Genomic DNA, 12,544 nt, shown 5'->3' with positions numbered 1-12,544 from the left:
CAATGGCGAGATCAGATGGAACGGTGGTTTCGTCTACGTTTCCAAGGCGCTGGCCGGCGAAGCGGTCGCCGCCATCGAAACCGAGGATGGTCAATGGGCGCTCAGCTTCCATGCCCACCCGCTCGGCATCCTCGACACCAGGCGCATGAAGCTTGTCCGCCGCAGCGCCGCGCCAATCAAACCGCATGGCGCTGCGGCGGACACGACAGGGGGAAAACTGTAACCCATGTATCCGGTTCAAAGTGTTACCCATCTATCAACTGGACAAGCCGGCCGCACCTGGGCGCCCAGCCTTACAACGCTGTAGATTGGCGAAATCCCAAACGAAGTCGTCCTTTCTCTCCGTCACTATACGGGGAGAAATGCCCGGCAGGGCAATGAGGGGCAGCGCCGACATCGGCAACCCTTACAAAACCGCGACATCCGCCAGCGCATGGCCCAAATCACCCGCGGGCGTCACCTCGATGCGCTCAAGCCCGAGCCAGCCCTGCATCGGCTGCAATTCCTCAAAAAGTTCGGCGGCGGTTTGCGGCGGCGCGCCGGGCTCGGCATAGGCGGCATGGACGCGCAGCACGCCGGCCGGGCGGTCGGCCTTGACGTCGATGCGCGCCACGATCCTTTCGCCGAGCAGGAACGGCAGCACGTAATAGCCGTATTGGCGCTTTTCGGCGGGGGTGTAGATCTCGATGCGATAGCGGAAGTCGAACAGTCTTTCCGTGCGCGCTCGCTCGAAGACAACCGGATCGAACGGAGCGAGCAAGGCGCGCGCCTCGATCTTGCGCGGAAAACGGGCATCCCTGTGAAGATAGGCTGGCTTGCTCCAGCCTTCGACGGTCACCGGCAAGAGGTCGCCGGCGTCGACCAGTTCCTCGATGCGGCCTTTGATGTCAGCGGGAGAGAGGCGAAAATAGTCGCGCAGGTCGCCTGCTGTCGCGACGCCGTGGGCGCGGGCGGAAATGCGCAGCAATTCGCGGTGCGCATCCTCAGGCGAGGGCACCGGCAGGGCAAGTATTGCCGGCGGCAGCACGCGCTGCGGCAGATCATAAAGCCGCTCGAAGCCACGACGTGACGCCGTGGTGATGCGGCCGGCCCAGAACAGCCATTCGAAAGCGTGCTTGGCGTCGCTCCAGCCCCACCAGCCGCCGGAGCCTTTCTGGCCTTCCAGGGCGGAAGCGGCGATCGGGCCGCGTTCGACGACCTCGCGATAAATGTCTTCAATGTAGGCGGCGCGCTCGCGGCCCCACTTGGCCAGCCCGTTATACATTTCCTCGCCACGTTCGGCCCGTTCCATGCGCCAGCGCATCAGCGGATAGGTCTCGACCGGCAGAAAGGAGGCTTCGTGCGCCCAATATTCGAAGACCTTGCGCTTGCGCGTCACGGCGGCGTTGTCGAGCAGGGCGAGCGGGTAGGGGCCAAGCCGCGAATAGAGCGGCATATAATGGGCACGCACCACCGCGCTGACGGAATCGATCTGCAGCAGACCGGTCCGGCCAAGCACACGGGCCAGATGGCGGCGATCGGGCGTGCCGTTAGGGCGAGGATCGGCAAACCCCTGTGCGGCAAGCGCGATGCGCCGGGCCATGGCGAGCGAGATTTTTTCCTTCATGCAGACGGCACTCTGTCGGCGTTCGACCAAAGGTGGGAGAGATGATTCCGCACCATGCTAGCAGGGTTCTGGCGGCATCTATGTCAGGAGAGAAAAGTGGAGTAAAAAGCGAAGGAAATCAAACAGGAGCGGATTGGACCAGTTTATCCGGATATGCCGTCGAGCACCGTGTTTTGAACAAGGTTTGACTTGCTTCGCCGAAAGCCCTGCGCTAACCCTCGCCGCGTTGCAGCATAGAGCCCCCTAAAACGGTTCAGTGGTTAAACTGTCACGCTTCCGCAAGTGGGTCCGGTGCTGTAATCAGAGTGGATTGGCCGCCAACGGAAAGCTGCAGCATGAACGCATTGTTGAGTTCGTACCTGCCCATCGTCCTGTTCATCGGCGTGGCGCTGGTCGTCGGCCTGGCGCTGCTTGCCGCACCCTTCCTGGTGGCCTACCGCAATCCCGATCCGGAAAAGCTCTCCGCCTATGAATGCGGCTTCAACTCGTTCGACGATGCCCGCATGAAGTTCGACATCCGCTTCTACCTGGTGTCGATCCTGTTCATCATCTTCGATCTGGAAGTGGCCTTCCTGTTTCCGTGGGCAGTGTCTTTCAGCCAGATCGGCATGCTCGGTTTCTGGTCGATGATGGTGTTTTTGGCGGTGCTGACCATCGGCTTTGCCTATGAATGGAAGAAAGGAGCGCTGGAATGGGATTGAGCGACAATTCCGGCACGCTCGTCGCGCCGAAGCCAAAAGGCATTCTCGATCCCAGCACCGGAAAGCCGGTGGGGGCGAATGATCCCTTCTTCCTCGAGATCAACAACGAGCTTGCCGACAAAGGCTTTCTCGTCACCTCGACCGAGGCGCTGATCACCTGGGCGCGCAGCGGCTCGCTGATGTTCATGACCTTCGGTCTTGCCTGCTGCGCGGTCGAGATGATCCACACCTCGATGCCGCGCTATGACTCGGAGAGGTTCGGCGTTGCGCCGCGCGCCTCGCCGCGCCAGTCCGACATCATGATCGTCGCCGGCACGCTGACCAACAAGATGGCGCCGGCGCTGCGCAAGGTCTACGACCAGATGCCGGAGCCGCGCTACGTCATCTCGATGGGCTCCTGCGCCAATGGCGGCGGCTATTACCACTATTCCTATTCGGTGGTGCGCGGCTGCGATCGCGTCGTGCCTGTCGACATCTATGTGCCCGGCTGTCCGCCGAGCGCGGAAGCGCTGCTCTACGGCATCCTTCTGTTGCAAAAGAAGATCCGCCGCACCGGCACGATCGAGCGGTGAGCGCGATGATGAGCCTGAATGAACTCTCGACCTATCTCGGCGAGAAGCTGAGCGGCCGGATCGGCGAAGCGGTGTTTGCCTATGGCGAACTCACCATCTCGGTCGAGCCGCAGGATCTGATCGAGGTGGTGAGCTTCCTGCGCGACGATCCAAAATGCCAGTTCATCTCGATCATCGACGTCTGCGGCGCCGATTATCCGTCGCGGGCCAAGCGCTTCGACGTCGTCTACCACCTGCTGTCGCCGAAGCAGAACATTCGCATCCGCATCAAGGTGCAGGCCGACGAGGAGACGGTGGTGCCGTCGATCACCGGTGTGTTTCCGGGCGCCGACTGGTTCGAGCGCGAAACCTACGATCTCTATGGCGTGCTGTTCTCGGGCCACCCCGATCTCAGGCGAATCCTGACCGATTACGGCTTCGAAGGCCATCCGCTGCGCAAGGATTTCCCGCTGACCGGTTTCGTCGAGGTGCGCTACGACGATGAAGCCAAGCGCGTCATCTACGAGCCGGTCGAGCTCAAGCAGGAATTCCGCAATTTCGATTTTCTCTCGCCATGGGAAGGGACGGACTACGTTCTGCCGGGCGACGAGAAAGCCAAGACGAATTGAGACGCCAGAATGGCTGAAACCTCCGTCCGCAACTTCAACATCAACTTTGGACCTCAACACCCTGCAGCGCATGGTGTTTTGAGGCTGGTTCTTGAGTTGGACGGCGAAGTCGTCGATCGCGTCGATCCGCATATCGGGCTGTTGCATCGCGGCACCGAGAAGCTGATCGAAGCCAAGACCTATCTGCAGGCCGTGCCCTATCTCGACCGGCTCGACTATTGCGCGCCGATGAACCAGGAGCATGCCTTCGCGCTTGCTGCCGAGCGGCTGCTCGGCATCGAGGTGCCGAAGCGCGGCCAGCTGATCCGCGTGCTTTATTGCGAGATCGGCCGCATCATGTCGCACATCCTCAATGTGACGACGCAGGCGATGGATGTCGGCGCGCTGACGCCGCCGCTGTGGGGTTTTGTCGAGCGCGAAAAGCTGATGGTGTTCTACGAGCGGGCCAGCGGCTCGCGCATGCATGCAGCCTATTTCCGGCCCGGCGGCGTCCACCAGGACCTGCCGCAGCAGCTCGTCGAGGATATCGGCACGTGGATCGACCCGTTCCTGAAATCGCTCGACGATCTCGACGCACTGCTGACCGGCAACCGCATCTTCAAGCAGCGCAACGTCGACATCGGCATCGTCTCGCTGGCCGACGCCTGGGCCTGGGGCTTTTCCGGCGTCATGGTGCGTGGATCCGGCGTCGCCTGGGATCTGCGCAAGTCGCAGCCCTATGAATGCTATGCCGAGATGGATTTTGACATTCCGATCGGCAAGAACGGCGACTGCTACGACCGTTATCTCGTGCGCATGGAAGAGATGCGCCAGTCGGCCAAGATTATGCGCCAGTGTGTCGACCTGCTGCTCGGCAAGGAAGGCAGCGGGCCGGTGTCGAACCTCGACGGCAAGGTGGTGCCGCCGAAGCGCGCGGCGATGAAGCGCTCGATGGAAGCGCTGATCCATCACTTCAAGCTCTACACCGAGGGCTACCGCGTGCCGGCCGGCGAGGTCTATGCGGCGGTCGAAGCCCCAAAAGGCGAGTTTGGCGTCTACCTAGTCTCGGACGGCACCAACAAGCCCTATCGCTGCAAGCTGCGCGCTCCCGGCTTCGCGCATCTGCAGGCCATGGACTTTTTGTGCCGCGGCCACATGCTGGCCGACGTCACCGCCGTGTTGGGTTCACTCGATATCGTGTTTGGTGAGGTCGATCGATAAATGTCAGTCCGCCGTCTCGCAGAAGCCAGCCTCCAGCCAGCCTCCTTCGCCTTCAACCGGGCGAATGCGGCAGCGGCGAAGCAATGGATCAACAAATATCCGAAGGGCCGCGAGCAGTCGGCGATCATCCCGTTGCTGATGCTGGCGCAGGAGCAGGAAGGCTGGGTGACCAAGGCGGCGATCGAGACGATCTCCGACATGCTCGGCATGCCCTACATCAGAGGGCTCGAAGTCGCGACCTTCTACACCCAGTACCAGCTCAATCCGGTCGGCACCCGCGCGCATATCCAGGTCTGCGGCACCACGCCCTGCATGCTGCGCGGCTCGGAAGCGCTGATGGACGTGTGCCGCTCGAAAATCCATCACGACCAGTTCCACACCAACGACAAGGGCACGCTGTCGTGGGAAGAGGTCGAATGCCTTGGCGCCTGCGTCAACGCGCCGATGGTGATGATTTTCAAGGATACGTTCGAGGATCTGACGCCGGAGCGGCTTGCCGAGATCATCGACCTCTATGATGCCGGCAAGGGCGCCTCGGTGACGCCGGGGCCGCAGAACGGCCGCATCACCTCCGAGCCGATCACCGGCCTGACGACGCTGAAGAGCGAAAAGGCAATCCTGAAGACGACCCGCGACAGGGACGCCAAGGCAGCCGCCAAGGCCGCCAGGGAGGCAGCGCCAGCGGCAATTGTCGCGGCGCCAGCGGCTCCGGCCCAGGCATCGGCCGGCCCCGTTGCGCCGTCGAAGGCCAGCAAGCCGAAGACCGATGCGCCCGAAACCAGCCCGGCGCTGGAGACGCCTTCTCCGGCAAAGGTCGCACCGGAGACGGAAAAGGCGGCGAGCGTCAGAGCACCGCGGCATTCGGCGGCCAACGCCAACAAGGCCGCGCCGGAAGTCGAAAAGGTTTTGAAACAGCGCAGCGGTCCGATAGTCAAGGCTGAGCCAGCGGCTGCTTTCAAGGCGCCGGAAGCCAAGGGCACGCAGCTCGGCGCTGCCGGTAAGACGGCCGCCGCGAAGACGACCAATGCCAAGCCGACCAGTGCCAAGACGGGCAATGCCAAGACGGGCAATGCCAAGACGGGCAATGCCAAGACGGGCAAGCCTTCGCTCGAGGACAAGAACCGTCCGGCCGGCATCGCGAGGCCGGCCCTGGTCGACGATCTCAAGCTGATCTCGGGCGTCGGCCCGAAGATCGAAGGTATCCTGCATTCGCTTGGTATCTTCACCTATGCGCAAGTCGCGTCATGGAAGAAGGCCGAGCGCGAGTGGGTCGATGGCTATCTCAGTTTCCACGGCCGCATCGAGCGCGAAGATTGGGTCAAGCAGGCCAAGGCGCTGGCCAAGGGCGGGGTCGCCGAATATATCCGCGTCTTCGGCAAGAAGCCGGTCTGAGGGACGAACAATGCTTCAGGACAGAGACCGCATCTTCAACAACATCTACGGCCGGTTCGACAAGTCGCTGGCCGGTGCGATGGCGCGCGGCGCCTGGGACAACACGCCCGGCATCATTGCCAAGGGGCGCGACTGGATCGTCAACGAGATGAAGGCATCAGGCCTGCGCGGCCGCGGCGGCGCCGGCTTCCCGACCGGGTTGAAATGGTCGTTCATGCCCAAGCAGAGCGACGGCCGGCCGAGCTATCTCGTCGTCAACGCCGACGAATCCGAGCCCGGCACCTGCAAGGACCGCGATATATTGCGCCACGATCCGCATACGCTGGTCGAAGGCTGCCTGATCGCCGGCTTCGCCATGGGCGCGATCGCCGCCTACATCTATGTGCGCGGCGAGTTCATCCGCGAGCGCGAGGCGCTGCAGCGCGCCATCGACGAGGCCTATGCGGCCAAGCTGATCGGCAAGAACAACACGTCCGGATACGATTTCGACATCTACATGCATCATGGCGCCGGCGCCTATATCTGCGGCGAGGAAACGGCGCTGCTCGAAAGCCTCGAAGGCAAGAAGGGCCAGCCGCGGCTGAAGCCGCCGTTTCCGGCCAATGTCGGCCTCTATGGCTGCCCGACGACGGTCAACAATGTCGAGTCGATCGCGGTGGCGCCGACCATTTTGCGCCGCGGCGCGGCCTGGTTCTCGTCCATCGGCCGGCCCAACAACGTCGGCACCAAGCTGTTCTGCGTTTCGGGCCACGTCAACACGCCGTGCACCGTCGAAGAGGCGATGTCGATCCCGTTTCGCGAACTGATCGAGACGCATTGCGGCGGCATTCGCGGCGGCTGGGACAATCTGCTGGCGGTCATTCCGGGCGGCGCTTCGGTGCCGTTGGTGCCGGCGGAGCAGATCATCGATGCGCCGATGGATTTCGATGCGCTGCGCGACCTGAAATCGGGTCTCGGCACGGCGGCTGTCATCGTCATGGACAAATCGACCGATATCGTGAAGGCGATCGCCCGGCTTTCCTATTTCTACAAGCACGAGAGCTGCGGCCAGTGCACGCCGTGCCGCGAAGGCACCGGCTGGATGTGGCGGGTGATGGAGCGGTTGGTGCGCGGCGAGGCGCAGAAGCGCGAGATCGACATGCTGCTCGACGTGACCAAACAGGTCGAAGGCCACACGATCTGCGCGCTGGGCGATGCGGCGGCGTGGCCGATCCAGGGCCTGATGCGGCATTTCCGCGGCGAGGTGGAGCGGCGTATCGACGAGTTTTCGCGCAATGCGCACCGGGCAGAGCCGGTGATGGTGGCGGCGGAATAGAGAAGAATTTGAAGCGGGCGATTGCCCGATTGGAATGCGGGCAGGTGCCCGATCTGAAATACGGGCGAATGCCCGATTTGAGATACGGGCGAATGCCCGATCTGAGGAAACAGGCCGGGGCATACGGAAGAAACGACCAGGAGACTACCTATGTCGCTGAATTCGAGACCCGAACATTTGATGCCAGATTTGGACCCGTTCGAGAAGATGAACCAGGACCTGACCAGGATGATGCCGAAGGAGATGGCCAGCGCCGTCAATCTCCTGGCGCACCCTGTCGCGGGTGCGGCAGCGATGTCGGCGCTCGGCATCGGGCTTGCCAATCATGCCTTTGGGGTGTGGATGGGCGTGCTCTCGGGAGCCGCCGAGGCCTCGCAGCGGCTCTTCCAGCCGATCGTCGACGATTTCGATGCCAGGGTAGAACGCTTTTCGCAGACAGGGACAAGCTCCTCGACCAAGGCGCGCGCGGCGACGAAAACCTTGATCGCCGAGGCGCAGTCCTTCGCCAGGAACGTGAATGACATAGCCGCGAACAGCATGGATGATGCACGCAGCGTGGTGGATGCGGCTGCCGCACCGGCCGGGTTGATGCCGGAGGATTTCAAGCAGCCCAAGGCAATGGATCGTCCGGAAAACCCGGCAGACCTCAAGGCAATATCGGGCATCGGGCCGAAGCTGGAACAGGTGCTGAACGGCTTGGGCATCTGGACCTACGGCCAGATCGCGACATGGACGCCGGAAGAGATCGCCTGGGTCGACGATTATCTGTCGTTCAAGGGCCGCATCGGTCGCGACAACTGGCTTGGCCAGGCAGCGGCGCTGGCCGCCAAGGCCGAGAGGTAGGCGACGCGATGGAGGTCCACGACAGGCGCGATGTTCTCGACGTGCACAACGCCATCGTCAGCAATTCCAGTTTCGATGACGTCAACATGTCGAACACCCGGTTTCACGACGTCAACCTGTCGGCGGCCAGGATCCACCGCACCAACCTGAGCAACACCAAGGTGGAAGACGCCAATCTTTCGAACGCGTATTTCACCAACGTGAACATGAGCAACGTGAAGATAGAAAACGCGCAGGTTGCGGGCATGATGATCAACGGCATCAGCCTTGAAGACCTGTTCCAGGCATATGAGACGGCGAAGACCGCCGGGGGCAATTGATGGCAAAGCTCAAGGTCGACGGGAAAGAGATTACTGTACCCGACCACTACACGCTGCTGCAGGCAGCCGAGGACGCCGGCGCCGAAGTGCCGCGCTTCTGCTTCCATGAGCGGCTGTCGATCGCCGGCAATTGCCGCATGTGCCTGATCGAGGTGAAGGGCGGGCCGCCCAAGCCGCAGGCGTCCTGCGCCATGGGCGTGCGCGATCTGCGTCCGGGACCAAATGGCGAAACGCCGGAAATTTTCACCAACACGCCGATGGTCAAGAAGGCCCGGGAAGGCGTGATGGAATTCCTGCTGATCAACCATCCGCTCGATTGCCCGATCTGCGACCAGGGCGGCGAGTGCGACCTGCAGGACCAGGCGATGGCGTTCGGCGTCGATTCCTCGCGCTATCACGAGAACAAGCGGGCGGTCGAAGACAAATATATCGGGCCGCTGGTCAAGACGATCATGAACCGCTGCATCCATTGCACGCGCTGCGTCCGCTTCACCACTGAAATTGCCGGCATTTCCGAGCTCGGCCTGATCGGCCGCGGCGAGGACGCCGAAATCACCACCTATCTCGAAAGCGCGATGACATCGGAACTGCAGGGCAACGTCATCGACCTTTGCCCGGTCGGTGCGCTGACCTCCAAGCCCTACGCCTTCCAGGCGCGGCCGTGGGAACTGACTAAGACCGAATCCATCGATGTCATGGATGCCGTCGGCTCGGCGATCCGCGTCGATTCCAGAGGCCGCGAGGTGATGCGCATCCTGCCGCGCACCAACGAAGCGGTGAACGAGGAGTGGATTTCCGACAAGACCCGCTTCATCTGGGACGGTCTGCGCACCCAGCGCCTCGACCGGCCATATGTCCGCAAAAACGGCAAGCTGGCCCCGGCAAGCTGGGCCGAGGCTTTTTCCGCGATCAAGGAAGCGGTGTCGAGCACCGCACCCGACAAGATTGGCGCCATATCAGGCGATCTCGCCGCGGTCGAGGAGATCTATGCGCTGAAGCTGCTGATGGCCTCGCTCGGCTCGAAGAACACCGACTGCCGCCAGGATGGCGCCGCGCTCGATCCGTCGCTCGGCCGGGCAAGCTATCTCTTCAACCCGACCATCGAGGGCATCGAGCAGGCCGACGCGGTGCTGATCATCGGCGCCAATCCGCGCTTCGAGGCGTCGTTGCTCAACGCCCGCATCCGCAAGCGCTGGCGGGTCGGCAACCTGCCGGTCGGCGTCATCGGCGATGTCGGCGATACGCGCTACGACTATGAGCAGCTCGGCGCCGGAACGGAATCGCTGAAGGATTTGGCCGACGGCAACGGCAAATTCTTCCAGGTGCTGAAGAATGCGACGCATCCGCTTGTTATCGTCGGCCAGGGCGCGCTGTCGCGCTCGGACGGCGCGGCCGTGCTCGGCCAGGCGGCGAAGCTCTGCCTGGCCGTCAATGGCGCGAGAGCCGACTGGAACGGCTTTGCCGTGCTGCACACTGCGGCGGCGCGTGTCGGCGGTCTCGATGTCGGCTTCGTGCCGGGCGAGGGCGGCAAGGACGTCGCCGGCATGCTGGGCGAGATGGAGGTGCTGTTCCTGCTCGGCGCCGACGAGATCGACATGGCCAGCACCGGCGGCGCCTTCGTCGTCTATATCGGCACGCATGGCGACCACGGCGCGCACCGCGCCGACGTCATCCTGCCGGGCGCCGCCTATACCGAAAAATCGGGCACCTACGCAAACACCGAGGGCCGGGTGCAACAGACCAACCGCGCCGGCTTCGCGCCGGGCGATGCGCGCGAGGACTGGGCGATCCTGCGGGCGCTGTCGGATGTGCTGGGCAAGAGATTGTCGTTCGATTCGCTGCCGCAGCTGCGCGCTAAACTCTACGGCGAATACCCGCATCTTGCCCGCATCGACCAGGTCGCGGCCGGCAATGCTGACGATATCGCCAAGGTGGCGAAGCTTGGCGGGCGGCTTGGCAAGGCCAGCTTCACCTCGCCGGTCAAGGATTTCTACCTGACCAACCCGATCGCGCGGGCTTCCGCAGTGATGGCGGAGTGCTCGGCGCTGGCGAAAAACGGTTTTAGGCAGGCGGCGGAATAGCATGGACACCTTCTTCTCCTTCTACGTGCTGCCGGCGCTGCTCATCCTGCTGAAGTCGGTCGTGCTGATCGTCGTGCTGTTGATCTTCGTCGCCTACATCCTTTACGCGGACCGCAAGATCTGGGCGGCGGTGCAGTTGCGCCGCGGCCCGAACGTCGTCGGCCCATGGGGCACGCTGCAGGCTTTCGCCGACCTTCTGAAGTTCGTGTTCAAGGAGCCGGTGATTCCGTCCGGCGCCAACAAGGGCGTTTTTCTGCTGGCGCCCTTGGTTTCGGCGGTGCTGGCGATCTCGGCCTGGGCAGTGATCCCGGTCAACGAGGGCTGGGCGATCGCCAACGTCAATGTCGGCATCCTCTATGTCTTTGCCATCTCCTCGCTCGAAGTCTATGGCGTGATCATGGGCGGCTGGGCGTCCAACTCGAAATATCCGTTCCTCGGCGCGCTGCGCTCGGCGGCGCAGATGGTGTCCTACGAGGTCTCGATCGGTTTCGTCATCGTCACCGTGCTGCTTTGCGTCGGCTCGCTCAACCTGTCCGACATCGTGCTGTCGCAGCAGGACGGGTTGGGCACAAGGGTTGGCCTGCCCAACACCTTCCTCGACTGGCATTGGCTGTCGCTGTTCCCGATGTTCGTCATCTTCTTCATCTCGGCGCTGGCCGAGACAAACCGCCCGCCCTTCGACCTGGTGGAAGCCGAATCGGAACTCGTCGCCGGCCATATGGTCGAATATTCGTCGACGCCGTTCCTGCTGTTCTTCCTCGGTGAATATGTCGCCATCGTGCTGATGTGCGCGCTGGCCACCATCCTGTTCCTCGGCGGCTGGCTGCCGCCCTTCGACTTCGCTCCCTTCACCTGGGTGCCGGGTCTGATCTGGTTCGTGCTCAAGGTCTGCCTGGTCTTTTTCATGATCTCGATGGTGAAGGCCTTCGTGCCGCGCTACCGCTACGACCAGCTGATGCGGCTCGGCTGGAAGGTCTTCCTGCCGATCTCGCTGGCGATGGTGGTGATTGTCGCCGCGTTCCTCAAGATCACGGGGTTTGCGTGATGGGCAGTCTGACCGTTGGTTTTCTAGGTGCAGCTGTCGGCGTGCTTTTTGCGCTTTTTGGCAACGCCGTTGTGCTGCCCTACGTTTTGCGACAACAGGACCAAAGGTTGGCAGCAAACTACCGAGCGCCGGTGCTTGGCTGGGATAAGCAGATGTTGGCGTCGCTTACGAGACTTGTGTACCGTTTCCTGATGCCTGTCATTTTCGGATTTGTCGGCGCAGTCGCTGCAGTACAGATTTTTGGGGGTGCTGAATGAGCCCGCTAGCCCAAGCCGCAAAATCCCTGCTGCTGCAGGATTTCGTCAGCGCCTTCTTCCTGTCGATGCGCCAGTTCTTCGCGCCGAAGGAGACGATCAACTATCCGCACGAAAAGGGGCCGACCAGCCCGCGCTTCCGCGGCGAGCATGCGCTGCGCCGCTACCCGAACGGCGAGGAGCGCTGCATCGCCTGCAAATTGTGCGAGGCGATCTGTCCGGCGCAGGCGATCACCATCGAGGCCGGTCCGCGCCGCAACGACGGCACCCGCCGCACGGTGCGCTATGATATCGATATGGTGAAGTGCATCTATTGCGGCTTCTGCCAGGAAGCCTGCCCGGTCGACGCCATCGTCGAGGGGCCGAATTTCGAGTTCGCGACCGAGACGCGCGAGGAACTTTATTACGACAAGGACAAGCTCTTGGCCAATGGCGACCGCTGGGAGCGCGAACTGGCGCGCAACATCTCGCTGGACGCGCCGTACCGCTGACATTTGACGCATGGACGGGGCGAGAGGCCTCGTTTAAGGAACACGCGGCTTCGGCACCGGAGGCGGAGCCAAGCCACACATCGAACAGGACGAACGTCCTGTTCGGACAGGAACCC

Annotated in this window: 13 protein-coding genes and 1 pseudogene; 13 read left to right on the top strand and 1 reads right to left on the bottom strand. The window is 62.7% G+C overall.

The features are described 5' to 3' along the window. Nucleotides 1–223 (top strand): annotated as a pseudogene (locus M727_RS42715) (integrase); the annotation flags it as partial. 183 nt (nt 224–406) lie between these two features. Here the strand turns inward: M727_RS42715 and M727_RS0133170 are convergent. Then, the gene (locus M727_RS0133170; RefSeq protein WP_027156093.1) at nt 407–1,606 is read right to left on the bottom strand and encodes a winged helix-turn-helix domain-containing protein; all 1,200 of its coding nucleotides are present in this window, start codon (nt 1,604–1,606) and stop codon (nt 407–409) included. Between the two features lie 335 nt (nt 1,607–1,941). Here M727_RS0133170 and M727_RS0133165 point away from each other — a divergent pair, with 335 nt between their 5' ends. The 12 genes from M727_RS0133165 (at nt 1,942) to nuoI (ending at nt 12,428) form a co-directional block, all read left to right on the top strand. Then, complete coding sequence (locus tag M727_RS0133165) at nt 1,942–2,307, top strand: NADH-quinone oxidoreductase subunit A (protein ID WP_023798850.1); 366 nt, start codon at nt 1,942–1,944, stop codon at nt 2,305–2,307. Further along, entirely contained in the window at nt 2,298–2,879 is a 582-nt protein-coding gene (locus M727_RS0133160; RefSeq protein WP_027156092.1) for an NADH-quinone oxidoreductase subunit B, read from the top strand. The genes M727_RS0133165 and M727_RS0133160 overlap by 10 nt, the downstream gene beginning before the upstream one ends. Nucleotides 2,880–2,887: 8 nt before the next feature. Then, nucleotides 2,888–3,487 (top strand): NADH-quinone oxidoreductase subunit C, encoded by a 600-nt coding sequence (locus M727_RS0133155; protein WP_027156091.1) that lies wholly within the window; start codon nt 2,888–2,890, stop codon nt 3,485–3,487. A gap of 9 nt (nt 3,488–3,496) precedes the next feature. Then, nucleotides 3,497–4,687 carry an NADH-quinone oxidoreductase subunit D gene (locus tag M727_RS0133150; RefSeq protein WP_027156090.1) on the top strand — a complete coding sequence of 397 codons (1,191 nt, stop codon included), beginning with the start codon at nt 3,497–3,499 and terminating at the stop codon, nt 4,685–4,687. Then, nucleotides 4,688–6,079: an NADH-quinone oxidoreductase subunit NuoE gene (nuoE, locus tag M727_RS0133145; RefSeq protein ID WP_027156089.1), complete on the top strand. Its 1,392-nt coding sequence runs from the start codon at nt 4,688–4,690 to the stop codon at nt 6,077–6,079. 10 nt (nt 6,080–6,089) lie between these two features. Next, nucleotides 6,090–7,394, top strand: a complete 1,305-nt coding sequence (nuoF, locus tag M727_RS0133140) for an NADH-quinone oxidoreductase subunit NuoF (protein ID WP_027156088.1) — start codon at nt 6,090–6,092, stop codon at nt 7,392–7,394. Between the two features lie 150 nt (nt 7,395–7,544). Beyond that, nucleotides 7,545–8,237, top strand: a complete 693-nt coding sequence (locus tag M727_RS0133135) for an NADH-ubiquinone dehydrogenase (RefSeq protein ID WP_027156087.1) — start codon at nt 7,545–7,547, stop codon at nt 8,235–8,237. Nucleotides 8,238–8,245: 8 nt separating this feature from the next. Continuing rightward, entirely contained in the window at nt 8,246–8,557 is a 312-nt protein-coding gene (locus M727_RS0133130; protein WP_027156086.1) for a pentapeptide repeat-containing protein, read from the top strand. Further along, entirely contained in the window at nt 8,557–10,638 is a 2,082-nt protein-coding gene (gene nuoG, locus M727_RS0133125; RefSeq protein ID WP_027156085.1) for an NADH-quinone oxidoreductase subunit NuoG, read from the top strand. The genes M727_RS0133130 and nuoG overlap by 1 nt, the downstream gene beginning before the upstream one ends. Before the next feature lies 1 nt (nt 10,639). Next, a complete protein-coding gene (nuoH, locus tag M727_RS0133120; protein ID WP_023798860.1) occupies nt 10,640–11,683 on the top strand; it encodes an NADH-quinone oxidoreductase subunit NuoH in 1,044 nt (347 codons plus the stop codon). Continuing rightward, entirely contained in the window at nt 11,683–11,940 is a 258-nt protein-coding gene (locus tag M727_RS0133115; RefSeq protein ID WP_027156084.1) for a hypothetical protein, read from the top strand. The genes nuoH and M727_RS0133115 overlap by 1 nt, the downstream gene beginning before the upstream one ends. Beyond that, nucleotides 11,937–12,428, top strand: coding sequence for an NADH-quinone oxidoreductase subunit NuoI (gene nuoI / locus M727_RS0133110; protein ID WP_027156083.1), 492 nt, complete (start codon nt 11,937–11,939; stop codon nt 12,426–12,428). Before M727_RS0133115 ends, nuoI begins: the two co-directional genes overlap by 4 nt. The last annotated feature ends 116 nt before the right edge of the window (nt 12,429–12,544 follow it).

The sequence above is a fragment of the Mesorhizobium sp. WSM2561 genome (assembly GCF_000513915.1).
Taxonomy (GTDB): domain Bacteria; phylum Pseudomonadota; class Alphaproteobacteria; order Rhizobiales; family Rhizobiaceae; genus Mesorhizobium; species Mesorhizobium muleiense.
Note: the sequence above shows the minus strand (reverse complement) of the source record. Positions and strands in the feature narration are given on the sequence as shown.

What these genes read in the sequence shown, in the direction of transcription:
- M727_RS0133160 (WP_027156092.1), top strand. Translation starts at nt 2,298, where the DNA reads ATGGGATTGAGCGACAATTCCGGCACGCTCGTCGCGCCGAAGCCAAAA.
- nuoF (WP_027156088.1), top strand. Translation starts at nt 6,090, where the DNA reads ATGCTTCAGGACAGAGACCGCATCTTCAACAACATCTACGGCCGGTTC.
- M727_RS0133135 (WP_027156087.1), top strand. Translation starts at nt 7,545, where the DNA reads ATGTCGCTGAATTCGAGACCCGAACATTTGATGCCAGATTTGGACCCG.
- M727_RS0133165 (WP_023798850.1), top strand. Translation starts at nt 1,942, where the DNA reads ATGAACGCATTGTTGAGTTCGTACCTGCCCATCGTCCTGTTCATCGGC.
- nuoE (WP_027156089.1), top strand. Translation starts at nt 4,688, where the DNA reads ATGTCAGTCCGCCGTCTCGCAGAAGCCAGCCTCCAGCCAGCCTCCTTC.
- M727_RS0133155 (WP_027156091.1), top strand. Translation starts at nt 2,888, where the DNA reads ATGAGCCTGAATGAACTCTCGACCTATCTCGGCGAGAAGCTGAGCGGC.
- M727_RS0133115 (WP_027156084.1), top strand. Translation starts at nt 11,683, where the DNA reads ATGGGCAGTCTGACCGTTGGTTTTCTAGGTGCAGCTGTCGGCGTGCTT.
- nuoH (WP_023798860.1), top strand. Translation starts at nt 10,640, where the DNA reads ATGGACACCTTCTTCTCCTTCTACGTGCTGCCGGCGCTGCTCATCCTG.
- nuoI (WP_027156083.1), top strand. Translation starts at nt 11,937, where the DNA reads ATGAGCCCGCTAGCCCAAGCCGCAAAATCCCTGCTGCTGCAGGATTTC.
- M727_RS0133150 (WP_027156090.1), top strand. Translation starts at nt 3,497, where the DNA reads ATGGCTGAAACCTCCGTCCGCAACTTCAACATCAACTTTGGACCTCAA.
- M727_RS0133170 (WP_027156093.1), bottom strand. Translation starts at nt 1,606, where the DNA reads ATGAAGGAAAAAATCTCGCTCGCCATGGCCCGGCGCATCGCGCTTGCC.
- nuoG (WP_027156085.1), top strand. Translation starts at nt 8,557, where the DNA reads ATGGCAAAGCTCAAGGTCGACGGGAAAGAGATTACTGTACCCGACCAC.
- M727_RS0133130 (WP_027156086.1), top strand. Translation starts at nt 8,246, where the DNA reads ATGGAGGTCCACGACAGGCGCGATGTTCTCGACGTGCACAACGCCATC.